The following is a 16820-nucleotide window of genomic DNA, read 5'->3' on the forward strand; positions in this document are numbered from 1 at the left end:
CTCACCGTCACTTTTTTGAGGTACATCATGAGCAACACTGCAACCCGGCCTGCGCAGACCCGGGAAAACAACGAACACCCCTCTGCTCTCCACGTCTTGGAGCTGTCGGAGGCCGATGCCCGAGCGGCCCATGAACTCGCGGTGTTCTGCGCCAGGGAGTTCAAGTGCTCCGACGACCCGCGCTTCCTCGACCAAGCGCCCGTCCTCGCCCACGACTTACCCCTCGCCGTACGCCACCACCTCAACGCGGCCCGGCGCGACGAACGCACACAGGCCGCCATGATCCGCGGCAACGTCATAGACCAGACCGCGCTGGGCGCCACCCCCGGTCAATGGAGCGCGGCGGACACGGAGCAGAGCCAGGTCTACGGCTGTCTCCTGGCGCTGTACGCCTCCCTCCTGGGCGACATCATCGGCTGGGCCACCCAGCAGTCGGGACGCCTGGTCACCGACGTGCTGCCGAGCAAGGGCTACGAACACAGCCTGATCTCCGCCTCCAGCGAGCTGGAGCTGGCCTGGCACACCGAGGACGCCTTCTCGCCGCACCGCGCCGACTGGGTGGGCCTGTTCTCGCTGCGCAACACGGCCGAGGTGCCCACCACCCTTTCGCACGTCGACCTGAACCGCCTCCCCGCTTCCGTCGCCGAAGTGCTGTCACAGCCACGGTTCATCGCCCTTCCCGACTCCGCGCACGAGTTCGCCGATGACGCTCCGCACCAGGCCCCGGTGGCCATCCTCGACGGCCATCCGGACAGCCCTGTCCTGCGTATCGACCGGGACTTCTTCCGGGCTCAGGACGGCGACGACGAGGCCGCGGAGGCGTTCGCCTGGATCGTCGAGCACCTCGACGCCAATCTCGCCGACGTCCATATCCGCACCGGCGACGTCTGCTTCGTCGACAACCGCAACGTCGTACACGGGCGGCGCCCCTTCCGCGCGGGCTACGACGGCAACGACCGCTGGCTGAAGCGCGTCAACGTGGTCCGCGATCTGCGCCGCACCCGACCGGGCCGCAGCGACGCCACCACCCGCGTCATCGGCTGACGCGCTACGGCGCACCCGTCCACGGAAAACTAGGAAACCCAGACATGACCGCTGTGACCACCGCCTCCCAACCGCACCCCGCACCCGCTGACCGTCCGGTCGTCCTGTTGGTGGAGAGCCGCCGCGCGACCTTCACCGAAAGCGTCCTGGGGCGTGACGACGTACAGGTGGTGCTGCTGCGCTTCGACTCCGTCGCGCTCACACAGGAATACAAGGACCGCACGGCCAAAGTCCCCACCTTCACCCTGGACACCTCCGCCCCCTTGGAGCAGGAGGCCGAGCGTTACAGCCGCTGGGTCGAGGAGACCGGCACCGTACCCACGCACTTCTGCAACCCCAACGAGGCGCTCCAGGCGGTCGCACAGCGTTTCGCCGCCCTGGCCGGCCTGCCGCACCTGTCGCAGGAGCAGGTGGCCTGGGTGCGCAACAAGATGACGATGAAGGACCGCTACGCCGAACTGGGCATCGCGCACCCGGCCTACCGTCCGGTGGCCGCCCTGGCCGACGTCGAGTCCTTCGCCGGGGAGCACGGCTGGCCCGTCGTTCTCAAGCCCATCGACTCCGACTCGTGCATCAACACCTACCGCATCGAGTCACCCGCCGACCTGGCCGGCATCCCGCCCCTCGACCCGGAACTGCAGTGGATGGTCGAGCAGTTCATCCGCGGCCGCGAGTTCCAGCTGTGCGCCGTGATCGCCCACGGCAAGGTCGTGGACGCCTATCTCTCCAAGAACCCGGCCCCGATTCTCGAGGTCCTGGACGGCGCGATCAACGCCAACATCACCTACGCACCCAGCGAGCCGCTGCCCGTCGACGCCAAGGCCCTCGCTCAGCGGCTCACCGACGGCCTTGCCATCCCGTACGGCTACCTGCACGGAGAGTTCTTCCTCACCGACGAGGGCGACTTCTACATGAGCGAGGTCGCCGCCCGCCTCTCGGGCTGCGAGGTGCCCATGAACCACGGCCTCGCCTACGGCTTCGACTTCCTGCACACCATCCTCGACACCTATATCGACCGGGTGCCGGTCCCGGCGTACACGAAGGACCGCGCGGTCGGCGATCTGCTGCTTCCCACCCGGCCCGGGCGGCTCGTGCGGATCAGCTCCGAGGAGGAGATCAGCCGGCTGCCCGGTGTCATCGGCGTCCATCTGACGGCCGCGCCCGGAGATCTCCTCGACCCGCCGCGCGCCTCGCACGCCTCCACCGGATACGTCCATGTGGAGGGCGCCACCGCCGACGAGGTGGAACGGCGCATGCAGACGATCCTCGACCACTTCGTACTGGAGGTGGCAGAAGCGTGAGCCGGACTGCGGCTGACACGAGCGCGCCCAGCTACCTGGACCTGCTCCGGCCACAGGGCATCGCCCGCCTCTTCCTCGGTTCGCTGATCGGCCGCGTCTCCTTCGGCATGATGCCCGTCGGAGTCGTCCTGTACGTGCAGCAGTCCACGCAGTCGTTCTACGTCGCCGGGATGTCGATGGCGGCGTACTCGATCGGCAACGTCCTCGCCGGACCGGCCCGTTCCTGGATTTCGGTGCGCATGGGGCACAGCGGCGCGCTGCTGCTGTTGTCGCTCCTGAGCGGCAGCGCCCTGCTGCTTGTGGTGCCCCTGGGACAAAGCGACGGCCCGCCCTGGCTGTTGACGGCGCTCCTGGCCGTCGCGGGCTGCACCGTGCCGCCCTTCGGCGCGCTGATGCGGGTGGGCTGGTCGCGGAAACTCCCTGAGCACTGGGTGTCGCGGGCCTTCGGACTCGACTCCGTCGTGGAGGAGTCGACGTTGATCGTCGGCCCTCTGCTCGCGGCGGGCGCGGTGGCCCTGTCAGGAGCGGGACTCGCCGTCCTGTTCAGCGGTGCCGTCTGTGTCCTGGGCGGACTGCTGATGTCCTCCGCGGCCGAGAAGGGACACCTTGCCTCCGAGAAGGACAAGAGCGCGGGCCGCGGACAGATCTGGCAGGTCGCGCGCGAGACACGCTGGCTCCTGGTGGTCTTCGTAGGCGTGGGCTTCACGCTGGGGGCCGTGGAAGTGGTGATTCCGGGATTCGCCACGGAGACGGGCCACGCGTCGCTCTCCGGCGGCCTGTTCGCCACCCTGGCCCTGGGCAGTGCCTTCGCGGCGCTCATCTACGGCCGCCGCGACTGGAAGACGAGCGCCACCACCCGGTTGCTGGTCCTCAGTCTCCTCCTGGCCATCGGTGCGGCCCTCATGGCCACCGCCACCGGTCTGTCGCTGGCTGTGCCCCTGCTGGTCCTGGTCGGTATCGCCATGGGCCCCGCCGTCATGACGGCCTACCTCCTGGCCGACACCCTGACCGAGGGGGCCGCCGCGAAGACCCACGGCGCCATCCTGGCGAGCGTGGCGTGCAACGGCGGGGCCGGCATCGGGGCGGCCGTGGCCGGCGTGCTCATCGCCGATCTCGGGGTCGCTCAGGCCTTCCTGATCTCCGGCCTGGTGACCGCCGCGGCCACCGGCCTCGGCTTCGCCCTTTTCCTGCGCGACAGGAAAGAGGCGCCCCGAAAGACGGCCGAAGAGATCCCGGCGGTCGACCCCGTGAGGTAGCGGCCCCTCGGCATCCCCGGCCAGCGGTTGTCCCACCCACGGCGCGGTTGTCCCACCCACGGCAAAGCGGTTGTCCCGCCCGCGCGTTCGCGCCGGTGGGACAACCGCTTCCCACGTCCCGGGGGCGCCACTCGCCCACAGCAGCACGCCGTGCCTCAGAGCGCCGCGGCCGGCCTCCACCTGACCGGGAGGGAGCCGAGGCCGCCCAGGAAGTTGGAGTACAGGCGCCGCGCCGGACCTGCCGCTTCCATCTCCCCCACCAACTCCCGCATGTCGCTGAGCACCGCGCCGATCTCGGCGCGCGCCAGGAACGCGCCCAGGCAGAAGTGCGACCCGTACGCGAACGTCAGGTGCCGGTTCGGCGTCCTGTCGAGGCGGAGCGCATCGGGCTCGTGGAAGACTTCCTCGTCCCGGTTGGCGGAGGCGTTCCACAAGGTCACGACATCCCCCGCCTTGATCGCCCGGCCGTGAAGCATCAGGTCCTCCCCCGCCGTGCGGCCGGCGTGGAGGGTGGGGGTGGTCCAGCGCAGCACTTCCTCGACCGCATGCTCCGTGGCGACGTTCCCCGCTGTGTAGGCGGCCCACTGCCCAGGATGCTCCAGGAGCGCGGCGACCCCGCCGACGAGCGCGAGACGGGTGGTTTCGTCACCGCCGATGATCAAGCTGTAGCAGTTCAGGATGACTTCCTCGTCGCTCAAGGGCCCGCCCTCCACCTGGATCTGGGTGAGCAGACTGACGATGTCGTCCTGCGGGCTGCGGCGGCGCCGCGCCGCCAAGTCGGAGAAGTAGAGCAGGATTTCGCCCTTGGAGACCCAGGAGTCCTGCCGCAGACCCTGCTCACTGTGCGAGCCGAGGGCCGACGACGTCATGGCGAGAAGTCGCTGCCGGTCCGCCCGCGGCACATCCAAGAGGTCGCAGATGGCGCGCAACGGCAGCTGTCCTGCCACGTCCTGGGCGAAATCGCATTCCTCCTTGGCCAGGAACTCCGTGAGGAGCTCGCGCGAGGCGGCACGAATGCTGTCGACCACTCCTGCCAGGGCGCGCGGGGAGAAGGCCCTCATCAGGGCGCCCCTCAGGGCGGCGTGCCGCGCTCCGTCCGTGAGCGGCAGCATCTGCCGCGCTGCCGGATCCCCGCCGCCGAGGAGCGTGTCGAGGACGTTGCCCCGGTCCGAACGGAAACGGTCCGCGTCCCGGTAGGCGGCCGCCACGTCGTCGTACCGCGTCAGCACCCAAAAGCCCGGTCTGGTGCCACGGGCCGGCTGCCAGTGCACCGGGTCCTGGGTGCGCAGCTGCCGCCATACCCGGGACAGGTCCTCCTGCGCGTGCAGGGCCGGATCCGCCAGGTCCATGTCCGAGAGGCGTTCCATGCCGTCCATGCCAGATCTCCTTTCAGCGTCCGGCGATCAGCTCGGACAGCACGCCGCAGATCTCGGCGAGCGGGGCGGGCTCCATCAACTGGTAATGGCCGCAGTCGACATCGTGCAGTGAGATCCGGCCGCCGCCGAACGTCTTCCAGTCCGTGGGGGCGGCCTGGGCGCGAGCCGGGTCCGCGGCTGCCCGGAAGTACACGATGTCGATGTCGGAACTGCGCGGCGGCACGGTCCGCAGCACCTCGACCGCTGCCTCGGCCGTCCGGCGTACTCCCTCGACGGCTTGCTCCCCCAGCGTCGCCAGCTGCTGCGACGAGGTCCCGTCGGCGGCGAATCCGATGCCGCCGAGCACGTCGCGCAGCATGGCGTCCCTGGCCGGCAGCACGCTCGGGTCGAGGGGTGGATAGGAGTCCAGCAGGACGACGAACTCGACGCGTTCGCCCGCCTCGACCAGGTGGGCCGCCAGTGCGAAGGCGATATTGCCGCCGACCGACCAGCCGAGCAGCCGGTACGGGCCCTCCTTCTGGACCGAACGCATCTGCTCGGCATAGTCGCGTACGACGTCGTCGAGGTCCCACGCACCGGTTTCCGGTACGCCGACGCCGGGCGACTGCAGTCCGTAGAGGGGTATCCCGGCATCGAGGTGGGGCAGCAGCCGTGCATAGGGCCATGCCAGGCCGCTCGCGGCGTGGACGCAGAACAGCGGGCGGTCACCGCCGTCACTCCGCAGGGGCAGCAGCACGCCGAGTCCGGTGCCCTGGCTGTCCTGGCCGAGCCGGTCGGCAAGGGCGGCCACCGTGGGCGCCTCGAACAGGGTGCGGATGGAGAGTTCCACGCCCAGGGCGGTGCGGATGCGGCTCACCAGGCGGGTGGCGAGCAGCGAGTGGCCGCCCAGGTCGAAGAAGCCGTCGTCGACTCCGACCCGGTTCACACCGAGCACTTCGGCGAAGAGCGTGCACAGCATCTCCTCGCGGGCGTTGCCCGGAGCGCGGCCCTCTTGCGCGTACACGGGAGCGGGCAGCGCGGCCCTGTCCAGCTTTCCGTTGGGCATCAGCGGGAAGCGGGGCACCGCGACGATCGTCGCCGGGACCATGTAGTCGGGCAGCGCGGTACCCACGAAGCGGCGGAGGGCCGCCACGTCCAGTTCCGCGGACGGGCCGGCGGGCACCGCGTAGGCGACCAGCCTGCGGTCGCCCGCGCGGTCCTCGCGCACCATCGCGGTGGCCTGCGCGATCCGGGGGTGGCGCAGCAGGGCCGTTTCCACTTCGCCGAGCTCGACCCGGAAACCTCGTATCTTCACCTGGTCGTCGAGCCGGCCGAGATACTCGAGCTCACCGTCCGCCCGCCACCGCACCTGGTCCCCGGTGCGGTACATGCGCGCGCCGGGCGGGCCGAAGGGGCAGGCCACAAAGCGTTCCGAGGTCAGTCCCGGGCGGTTCAGATAGCCGCGCGAGACGCCCGCGCCGGCGATGTAGAGCTCGCCGGGGAGCCCCACCGGCACCGGACGGAGCCTCTGGTCGAGCACGTACACCTGGGCGTTGGGGACGGGGCGGCCGATGGGCGGATCGCCTTCGACGGGCCTGTCCGCGTCACGCCATGAAGTGGCATACGTCGTCGCTTCGGTGGGGCCGTAGATATTGGTGACGACGCAGCCCGGCATGCGGGCCTTGAGGTCATGGACCAGTCCCCGTGGGACCGCTTCGCCGCCGAGCACCACGTGCCGCGCGGACAGTTCGGTGCCGCCGCCGGCCAGGACGCTCGCCACCGCCGACGGAACGCCGCTGAGCAGGCTCCCTTCCCAGCGGTCACGTTCGAGTACCGCGAAGAGGTCGTCGACCAGTTCCAGGTGACCGCCGATGGCCAGGGTCGTGACGATCTCGAAGATGGAGACGTCGAAGCTCAGGGAGGTCGACGCGAGGATCCGTGCCATGCCGTCGGCACCGAAGTGGTCGCGCACCGTGGCCACGAAGTTGACGGCGTTGGCGTGCTCGACGACCACCCCCTTGGGGACTCCGGTGGATCCGGATGTGTAGATCACATACGCGGGGTGGCGAGGCAGGAGCGGCTGTGCGCGCTCGGCGTCCGCGAGGGTTTCGTCGGGCAGGCCTGCGGTCCGCAGCCGCACCGCGGCGTCGTCCATGACGATCTGCCCGGTGCCCGGCGGCAGGGAGACATCGGCGCAGGAGGACACCACCGCGACCCGGGGGCGGGCGTCGGTCAGCATGTGCGCGATGCGGTCCGCGGGGTAGCGCACGTCGACGGGCACGTAGGCGGCGCCGGTCTTGAGCACGGCGAGCAGGGCGATGACCATGTCGGCGCCGCGGGGCAGGGCCAGGGCGACCAGGGTCTCGGGGCCGGCGCCGTGCTCGATGAGCAACCGGGCGAACTGGTTGGCCCTCCGGTCGAGTTCGGCGTAGGTGAAGGTGGCGGCGTCATGCGTCACGGCGGGCGCGTCGGGGGTACGGGCGGCCTGCTGGGCGAACAGGTCCGGGAGCGTCGCGGTCGGCACCGCGCGCCGGGTGTCGTTCCACTCCACGAGGATCTGCCGACGCTCTTGACCGGTCAGGGCGGACACCTCGTCCACCGCACGCCCGGGGTCGTCGGCGACGGCCTCAAGGATGCGTACCAGCCAGTCGCAGTACCGCTCCGCTTCGTCCCGGTCGAACAGGTCGGGCCGGTAGTCGAGCCGGATGCCGAGTCGGTCGCCGGGCGTACAGATCAAGGACAGCGGGTAGTGCGTGGCGTCGAAACCTCCGGCACCGGTCAAGCGCGCCTCGCCCAGGGCGACTTCGCCGCCGGTGGGGTAGTTCTCGAACGCGGTCGTGGTGTCGAAGAGCGTGCCGAGTCCGGTCTGGCGCTGGATCTGTGTGAGCCCCACGTGATGGTGCTCGAACAGGTCGAGCTGCTGGTCCTGCACCCGTTCCAGGACGTCGGCCAAGGAGTCCGGGCCCTCGATACGTACGCGTGCGGGAAGGGTGTTGATGAGCAGTCCCACCAGCGATTCGACATCCTCGACGTCCGCGGTGCGCCCGGAGACGGTCATGCCGAACAGCACGTCGTCCCGTCCGGTGAGCCGCCGCAGCACAAGCCCCCAGGCCACTTGTACGACGGTGTTGAGCGTGACGCCGAGGTTCCTGGCCCGCTGGCCGAGTGCCGCGGTGCTCTCGGCGGACAGGGTCCGCAACGCGCGTTCCGGTACCACCGGCTGCCGTTCGGGAGCCTGCGGCGCGACCAGGGTGGGCGCGTCCACACCGGCCAGCGCGTCGGCCCAGGCCGCCAGGGCCTCGTCGTGGTCCGTCTCGGCCAGCCACTCCAGGTAGTCGCTGTAGGCCGGTGCGGGGGCCAGGCCGTGGTCCGGCCCCTGGGATCCGTACAGCTGGAAGAGCTCGTCGAGGAGAAGCGAGGTGGACCAGCCGTCGAGGATGATGTGGTGGTTCGTCAGGACGAACCGCCATCGCTCCGGGGCGACTCGGATCAGCAGGAAGCGGATCAACGGCGGATTCCCGATGTCGAAGCGCCGCCGGCGTTCCTCGTAGGCGATCCGCGCCGCCTCGGCTTGCCGTGCTTCCTCCTCCAGGTCCTGCACCTCTGCCGTCCGCCATCCGAGAGGCGCATCGCGGACGACGAAACGTACGGGTTCCCCCGATGCGTCGGTGCGGAACCCGGAGCGCAGGCTGTCGTGTCGGCGCTGCAGCAGTTGGCAGGCGACGCGCAGCGCGGCGGGATCAAGGGGACCCTCGAAGTCGAGAGTCAGCTGGGTCGTGTAGACGTCCTGCCCGTCCGTGTCGAACGCGGTGTGGAAGAACAGCCCCTGCTGGAGCGGTGCGGGGCGGGTCACCGGCTCTTCCGCTCCCTTGGTCAGGCCGTCTCGCTGTCCGGCGGTCATGCCGTCTCTCCCTCGTGTTCTGCTCGTACGGCCATGGCGTCCAGAGCCGTGAACCAGTGGTCGGCCAGCTCCTCGACCTGTTCCTTTGTGAGGAGGCGTTCGGGGTAGCCCCATGTGACGTGCAGCTCCGGGCCGTTGTCCTGGTTGAGGGCGACGGCGGAGATCTCGAGCAGGTGGGTCTGGGGCATCTCGGGGTCACCGCCGCCGCCGACGGCCCCGGCCTCCGTGACCAGGCCCCATTCGGCGTCGGCGGGACGGTCGAACCTGCCGAGGTAGTTGAACATCACCTGGGCACGGGGGAGTTGACCGAGGGCGGGGGCGGTCTCCGGGTTGAGATAACGCAGCAGGCCATACCCGAGCCCCTTGTCGGGCATGGCCGTCAGCTGCTTCTCCACGGTCCGCAGCGCCCTGCCCTGATCGTCCTCGACTCGGTCGAGCCGCACGGGGAACATGCTCGTGAACCAGCCGACGGTCGCGGACAAGTCGAGGCCTTCGGCGATCTCTTCGCGGCCGTGGCCCTCCACGTCGACGAGGAACGGTTCGTTCTTCCCGGGCCGGTGATCCGCGCACCAGTGCCGGGCCGCCTGGCCGAGGGCGGCGAGCAGGACGGCGTTGACTCCGGTGCCGAACGCGGCCGGCACCCGCGTCAGCAGGCGCTCCGTGCGGTCCGCGGGCAGCACGCGCGTGACCGTGGCCTGCGACCGCAGGACATCACGCTCCGGCGACAGCGCGACGCCCGCGACCAGATCGTCCGCGCCGTCGACGAGACCGGTCCAGAAGGAGAGTTCACCGGAGCGCTCCTCCGCGCTCTTCGCCAGTCGGCTGCCCCACTCCGCGAAGGACATCCCCGGCGCGCTCACGCTCGTGGCACTGCCGTCCGGCGTCTCGCCGCTCTGCTTGCCTTCCCATTCCGCGCGCAGGTCGTGGAGCAGGATGCGCCAGGACACCCCGTCCACCACCAGGTGGTTGATCATCAGCAGCAGGCGTCCCGGGCGCTCGGGACCGGCGTCGAACCACACCGCCTGCACCATGTGCCCCTTGCCCGGCGCGAGTCGCCGCCGCGCCGCGTCCGCCTGGGTGCCGACCGTCCGGGCCAGCTCCGCTCCGTTCTGGCCGGTGACGTCGACGCGCACCAACAGCTCGCCGGCGCTGATCGCGTCGCGCGGCAGCACGTCGAGGCGCCAGTCCGCCGTGCGGTCGAGCCGGCTGCGCAGGGCGTCGTGCCGGTCGAGCAGGCTCTGCAGCAGGTCCCGCAGCCGCCGCGTCCGCAGGTCTGCCGGGGTTCGTACCAGCACGGACTGGTGGAACCCGTCGACCGGCCCTCCCCGTGCACGCTGCCACTCGATGATCGGCGTGAGAGTGATCGGCTCCCCGGGGCCGGTGCGGGCGGCGACGGTGTCCGCCGCCGTCCCCGACGCCGCTTTCCGCTGTCCGGACGTGCCGCCCTTCGGTGCCCTTTCCCTGGCGTGCTTGGCCAGTTCGGCGACGGTCTTGTGGCGGAAGACATCACGGGCGGAGATGACCAGGCCTCGCGCCCGTGCGCGGGCGACCAGGCGGATGGAGACGATGCTGTCGCCGCCGAGGTCGAAGAAGCTGTCGTCCACGCCGACTCGGGGCAGGCGCAGGATGTCGGCGATGAGTTCGCACAGCAGCTTCTCCGCCGGTGTGCCCGGCTCGCGGACCGTGGTGACGGAAGGGAGCTGCGGGGCCGGAAGCGCCGCGCGGTCCAGCTTGCCGTTCGCCGTCAGCGGCAGCCCCTCCGGCATGGGTACGACCAGGGGCACCATGTAGTCGGGCAGCACCTGCTCCGCCCGTGCCGCCAGTTCGTCGGCCAGACCGGTCACGGGCAGGTCGCCCGAGGGCACCGCGTAGGCGACCAGACGCCGCTCTCCGGGCCGGTCCTCCCGCACGACAACGGCTGTCCGCGCGACGGCCGGGTGACCGTCGAGTACCGCCTCGATCTCGCCCGGCTCGATACGGAAGCCGCGCAGCTTCACCTGGTGGTCGACGCGGCCGATGAATTCGAGTACGCCGTCGGGCGTCCAGCGGGCGAGGTCGCCCGTGCGGTACATCCGCTCCCCCGGCCCTCCGAAGGGGTCGGCGACGAACCGCTCGGCGGTCTGTCCCGGCCGGTTCAGATACCCACGGGCCACCCCCGATCCGGACAGGTACAGCTCACCGGTGACACCGAGCGGCGCGGGCTGCAGACCGTCGTCGAGGACATAGACCCGGGTGTTGGCCAACGGGCCGCCGATCGGCGGGCGTTGCTCGTTGTCCGCGGTGATGCCGGCCGCCAGGGACCAGATGGTCGTTTCGGTGGGGCCGTACACGTTGGTGACGTTCCCGGCCAAGGAGCGCAGGTCGCCGGCGAGTTTGGCGGGCAGCGCCTCGCCTCCGACGAGGATGCGCAGTCCTTCGACGGCCTTCGGGGCGCTCTCCACGACAGCGGCCCACAGCGAGGGGGTCGCCTGCATCGCGGTGACCGCGTGTTCCTCGATCAGGGTTGCCAGCATGAAGGGGTCCCTGACCGCCTCGGCCTGCGCCATCACCACACAAGCGCCGTGACACAGCGGCAGCAGAAGCTCCAGATGCGCGATGTCGAAGGCGACGGTGGTCACGGCGAGGAGCCGGTCCATGGCCGTCAGCGGCAGCCGGTCGCCCATGGCGTCCAGCAGGCCGGCCAGGTTCCGGTGGGTGACGGCGACACCCTTCGGCCTGCCGGTCGACCCCGATGTGTAGATCGTGTACGCGAGGCTGCCGGGGTGCACGGCGCCCCTGGTTCCGGCTGCGGCCATCTCGTCCGCCGGCTGTTCGGCCAGGGCGGCGGCGGTGCGCGCGTCATCGAGGGCGATCCAGTCGGCGTCGCCCACCTGTTGGCGCGTGCCGAGGTCGGACAGGACCAGGACGGGCGAGGCATCCGCCAGGACCATGTCGATGCGTTCCTTCGGGTGCCCTGGATCCACAGGCAGATACGCCGCCCCTGCCTTGTGTACGGCGAGCAGGGCGACGGGCAGGTCGATGGAGCGCTCCATCACCACGGCGACCAGCTGTTCCGGCCCTGCTCCGCGCGCGGTCAGATGGCAGGCCAGGCGGTCGGCCCTGGAGTTCAGCTCGGCATAGGTGAGCGAGCTGCGGCCGCACACCACCGCGGTGGCGTCCGGCGACTGGGCCGCCTGGCGCTGGAACTGGTCGGGCAGCAGGCGGGGGACTTCGCCACCCGGGCGGCCGTTCCAGTCCTCAAGGACCGCTCGGCGCTCGGCCGACGGCAGGAACTCCAGCTGCGTGAGCGGCAGTAACGGGTCCTCGGCGGACCGGGTCAGGAACGACTCGAAGTGACGGGCGAGACGCTCGGCGGTGGCACGGTCGAAGAGGTCCTCCGCGTAGACGAGCCGTCCCTCGATCCCGCCCGCGGTTTCGCCGACGTCGAAGAGCAGGTCGAACGGCGTCGATGGATAACCGGCGCCGTGCAGGGCCTCCGCTTGCAGGCCGGGCAGGCCCACCGGCGCCGACGCGTTGTTCTGGAGGCTGAGCATGGTCTGGAAGAGCGGGTGACGCGCGGCGGACCGCTGCGGGCCGACCGCGTCGACCACTCGCTCGAAGGGCACGTCCTGGTGCTCGAGGGCGGACAGGACGTCCGCCTTGACCCGGTCGATCAGTTCGGTGAGGCACGGAGCGCCGGTGGTGTCGGTGCGGATGACCACGGTGTTGAGGAAACAGCCGATGAGGTCGTCCATGGCCGCGTCGGTGCGTCCGGCGACGGGACTGCCCACCGGGATGTCCGTGCCGGCTCCCCACCGGGTCAGCAGTCCCGCGAGTGCGGCGTGCAGGACCATGAACAGGCTTGCGCCCTGCCTTCTGGCCAGCTCTGTCAGCCGCCGGTGGCTCGACGCGTCGAGCCGCACCTCCACCGATCCCGCTCTCTGCGACGCGGCCGCCGGGCGCGTCCGGTCTGCGGGCAGCGCCAGCTCCTCCGGCAGCCCGTCCAACTCCCGCTTCCAGTAGGCGAGTTGACGGGCGACGAGACTGTCGGGGTCCGCCGGGTCGCCCAGCAGGTCACGCTGCCACAGCGTGAAGTCGGCGTACTGCACCGGGAGGCCGGTCCACCTCGGTGCGCCGCCGGACAGGCGGGCCTCGTAGGCCGTGGACAGGTCGCGTACGAAGGGCGCCGCAGACCAGCCGTCGTAGGCGATGTGATGGTTCGTCAGCACAAGGGTGTGATCAGTGGGCCCGGCCACCAACAGGGCTGCCCGGACCGGCAGTTCACGCGCGAGGTCGAAGGCGCCCTCGGAAGCGGCTGCCACCCCGCGGGCGAGGTCCTCGGGTGCGACATGGCGCACCGCAAGGTCGACGTGCGCGTCCGCGGCGTGCAGGATCCGCTGCCGCGGCTCCCCGTCGGTCACCGGGAACACCGTCCGCAGGCTCTCGTGCCGTGCCACCACGTCCTGCAGCGCGGCCTGCAGCGCCGTCACGTCCAGCTCTCCGGACAGGCGGAGCGCCGTCGTGATCGTTTGCGCCCGCTCGTGCGCGTCCAGCTCGCCCTGGAACCAGAATCTGAGCTGGGAGAAGGACAACGGCAGCGTCGCGGGCCGGGGCTGGGGCCGCGCCGTGAGGGGCTCGCGCCCGGGTGGTGCCGCCTCGGTGAACCTGGCAGCCAGCTGGGCCGGAGTGGGCGCCTCGAAGATCGCCCGCATGTCGATCTCCGTGTCGAGCGTGGAGCGCAGGCGGCTCACCAGCCGGATGGCCAGCAGGGAATGGCCGCCGAGTTCGAAGAAGCTGTCGTCCACGCCGACTTGGGGCAGTCCGAGGATTTCGGCGAAGAGTGCGCACAGCTGCTTCTCGGCCGGTGTGCCGGGCTCCCGCGCCGTGGCGCCGGCCCCGAGCTCGGGAGCCGGGAGCGCCGCGCGGTCCAGCTTGCCGTTCGCCGTGAGGGGCAGTCCTTCCGGCAGCATCACGACCGTCGGCACCATGTAGTCGGGCAGTACCTCCCGCGCCCGCGCCATCAGCTCCGTGGCCCTGTCGGCCCTGTCGGCCCTGTCGGCCCTGTTGGACCTGTCGGACCTGTCGGCCCTGTCGGCCCTGTCGGCCCTGTCGGCCCTGTGGGACCTGTCGGCGCTGTCGGCCCCGGCGTGCCTGGGCACCACGTACGCGACCAGGCGGCGCTCTCCCGCCTCGTCCTCACGGACGACGACGACGGCCTGCGCCACGCCCGGCTCGGCGGCGAACGCGGCCTCGATCTCGCCGAGTTCGATACGGAAGCCACGGATCTTGACCTGGTCGTCGGCCCGTCCCCGGAAGTCGAGCGTGCCGCCGGCCGTCCATCGCGCCAGGTCCCCGGTGCGGTACATCCGCTGTCCTGGCCCACCATGGGGGTCGGCGACGAACCGCTCGGCCGTGAGCTCGGGCCGGTTCAGATATCCGAGCGCCAGGCCGGGGCCCGCGATGTACAGCTCACCGACGACACCCGGGGGCACCGGCCGCAGCCGCTCGTCGAGTACGTAGGCCCGTGTGTTGGCCATGGGCCGGCCGATCAGCGGGGCGCCGTCCGTTCCCGGCTCGAAGCGGTGGCACGTGGTGAAGGTGGTGTTCTCGGTCGGGCCGTAGGCGTTGGTCAGGGCTGTGCCGGGGAACTCCGCCCGCATCTCCCGTACGGCCGTCGCGGAGGGAGCTTCGCCACCGACCAGGACGTGCCGCAGTCCGGAGAGGACGGGACTCCGGTCCGCGACAAGGGAGTTGAAGAGCGAGGCCGTGAGGAAGGCGCTGGTCGGGGCGTGTTGGGCCACCGCTTGTTCCAAGGCGTCTGCCGCAGAGGCGAGTTGAGGGGCCACCACGACCGTCCCCCCGTTGAGCAGCGGCACCCACAGCTCGTAGGTGGAGGCGTCGAAGGAGTGGGGCGCGTGCGCGAGCACCCGGGTGTGGGTGCCGTCGGCCCAGCAGGGGTCTGCGGCCAGGCCCAGGATGTTGTGGTGCGTCACGATGACGCCCTTGGGGCGTCCGGTGGACCCCGATGTGTACATCACGTAGGCCGTTTGTGCGCCGGGAACGCCCGGCAGAGCGGGGAGCCCGCCGTCCGACGCGAGTCCGCCGTCCGACGCGAGTCCGTCGACCGTCGCGAGTCCGCCGTCCGACGCGAGCCCGTCGACCGACGCGAATCCGTCGACCGTCGCGAGTCCGCCGTCCGGCGCGTCCATGCCGGACTCGGCCACCACGGGGCAGCACGCGTCGCCGTCCGCCAGCGCGGCGGCGCGGCGCCGGGACGGCGCGTCGGCCAGCATCAGGCAAGGCCGCGCTTCTTCGAGGACCGTGCGCAGTCGGCGGTCCGGACTGCGCGGATCCAGCGGCAGGTAGGCGGCTCCGCTCTTCAGGACGGCGAGGAGGGCGACGACAAGGTCGGCCGAACGCTCCATGGCCACGGCGACCGTGCCGCCGGGGCCCGCGCCGTTGCGTACCAAGTGGTGTGCCAGGCGTTCCGCTCGGGCGTCGAGCCGCTCGTACGTCAGATGGCTGTCGCCCCAGACCACGGCGGTGGCTTGCGGCGTCTCGGCGGCCTGATGACGGAAGCGGTCCACGACCGAGCCTGACGGTATGGCGGCGGCGTCGCCGTTCCCCTCGTCGAGCAGGGACCGCTGCTCGGCCGCGGTCAGCACCGCCAGCTCCCCGACGGGGCGGGCGGGCTGCGCGACGGCCTCCGCCAGGAACTTCTCGTAGGAGCGGGCGAGGCGTTCGGCCGTGGCGCGGTCGAACAGATCCTCCGCGTAGACGAGCCGTCCTGTGACTCCGTCGTCAGCCTCCGTGAGGTCGAGGAGAAGGTCGAAGGAGATGGCCCGGTCTCTGGGGTCGCCCTGGATCCGTACGTCGAGGCCGGGCAGCCGGGCCTCCGCGTCGGCGTTGTTCTGCAGCACGAGCATGGTCTGGAACAGCGGGTGCCGCCCTGCGGAACGCGGCGGGTTGACGGCCTCCACGATCTGCTCGAAGGGCACCTCCTGGTGGTCGAGGGCGGACAGCACTTCCGCCCGGACGCGGCCCACCAGTTCACCGAAGGCCGGGTCCGCCGAGGTGTCCGTGCGCACGACCACCGTGTTGACGAAGCAGCCGACGAGGCCTTCGAGATCCGTGTCGGTACGGCCCGCCACCGGGCTGCCCACGGGAATGTCCGTACCCGCGCCCCAGGCGTGCAGCAGGCCCGCGAGCCCGGCGTGCAGCATCATGAACAGGCTCGCCCCGTGGTCCCGGGCGAGTTCCATGAGCCCGCGATACACCTCCGGGTCCAGACGGACGGGCACGGCACCGGCACGATGGGACGCCGCGGCCGGACGGGCCCGGTCGCAGGGCAGCGCCAGCTCCTCGGGCACCCCGGCCAGCTTCCGCTGCCAGAAGCCGAGTTGCTGCGCGAAGAGACTGTCCGGGTCATCCGATGTGCCGAGCAGCTCGCGCTGCCAGAGCGTGAAGTCGGCGTACTGCACCGGAAGATCGGCCCACCTCGGTGCGCCTCCGGAGACCCGGGCCGCGTAGGCCGTGGACAGGTCCTGCACGAACGGTGCGATCGACCAGCCGTCGAACACGATGTGGTGGACCGTGAGCACCAGCGCGTGGTCGTCGGGCGCCGTCGAGACCAGGACCGCGCGCAGGGGTGTCTCCCGCGCCAGGTCGAAGTCGTGCTCCATGGCCTCGGCCACTGCCTGCTCGAGATCCGCTGCCGCGACCTGCCGCACCGGCAGCTCTGTCCGTGCCTCCGGCGCCTCGGCGTCCAGGATCACTTGCTGCGGCACGCCGTCCGTCGCCGGAAAGACGGTGCGCAGACTTTCGTGCCGCGTGACCACGTCCTGCAGCGCGTGGCGCAGCACGACCGCCTCCAGGGGGCCGCGGACGCGCAGCACCAACGAGGTGATGGGCGACTCACTCCGGCTGCCCACCTCGCCCTGGAACCAGAACCGCAGCTGCGAAAACGACAGGGGGATCATGTGTT

Annotated in this window: 6 protein-coding genes; 3 read left to right on the plus strand and 3 right to left on the minus strand. The window is 71.0% G+C overall.

From position 1 onward, the window contains the following. Positions 1-96 precede the first annotated feature (96 nt). From ACFQVC_RS27260 to ACFQVC_RS27270, 3 genes are read left to right on the plus strand one after another with little or no spacing between them, the layout of a single operon-like run. The gene (locus ACFQVC_RS27260) at positions 97-1044 is read left to right on the plus strand and encodes a TauD/TfdA family dioxygenase (RefSeq protein WP_381835407.1); all 948 of its coding nucleotides are present in this window, start codon (positions 97-99) and stop codon (positions 1042-1044) included. A gap of 44 nt (positions 1045-1088) precedes the next feature. Further along, the gene (locus ACFQVC_RS27265; RefSeq protein WP_381835409.1) at positions 1089-2345 is read left to right on the plus strand and encodes an ATP-grasp domain-containing protein; all 1257 of its coding nucleotides are present in this window, start codon (positions 1089-1091) and stop codon (positions 2343-2345) included. Beyond that, a complete protein-coding gene (locus ACFQVC_RS27270) occupies positions 2342-3601 on the plus strand; it encodes an MFS transporter (RefSeq protein ID WP_381835411.1) in 1260 nt (419 codons plus the stop codon). Before ACFQVC_RS27265 ends, ACFQVC_RS27270 begins: the two co-directional genes overlap by 4 nt. 155 nt (positions 3602-3756) lie before the next feature. Here ACFQVC_RS27270 and ACFQVC_RS27275 read toward each other — a convergent pair whose 3' ends face one another. From ACFQVC_RS27275 to ACFQVC_RS27285, 3 genes are read right to left on the minus strand one after another with little or no spacing between them, the layout of a single operon-like run. Beyond that, positions 3757-4977, minus strand: coding sequence for a cytochrome P450 (locus ACFQVC_RS27275; protein ID WP_381835413.1), 1221 nt, complete (start codon positions 4975-4977; stop codon positions 3757-3759). A 13-nt stretch (positions 4978-4990) separates the two neighbouring features. Beyond that, positions 4991-8857, minus strand: coding sequence for a non-ribosomal peptide synthetase (locus ACFQVC_RS27280; protein ID WP_381835415.1), 3867 nt, complete (start codon positions 8855-8857; stop codon positions 4991-4993). Continuing rightward, the gene (locus ACFQVC_RS27285) at positions 8854-16815 is read right to left on the minus strand and encodes an amino acid adenylation domain-containing protein (protein WP_381835417.1); all 7962 of its coding nucleotides are present in this window, start codon (positions 16813-16815) and stop codon (positions 8854-8856) included. The genes ACFQVC_RS27280 and ACFQVC_RS27285 overlap by 4 nt, the downstream gene beginning before the upstream one ends. Between the last annotated feature and the right edge of the window lie 5 nt (positions 16816-16820).

Source organism: Streptomyces monticola, from assembly GCF_042665355.1.
In the GTDB taxonomy this organism is placed as follows: domain Bacteria; phylum Actinomycetota; class Actinomycetes; order Streptomycetales; family Streptomycetaceae; genus Streptomyces; species Streptomyces monticola.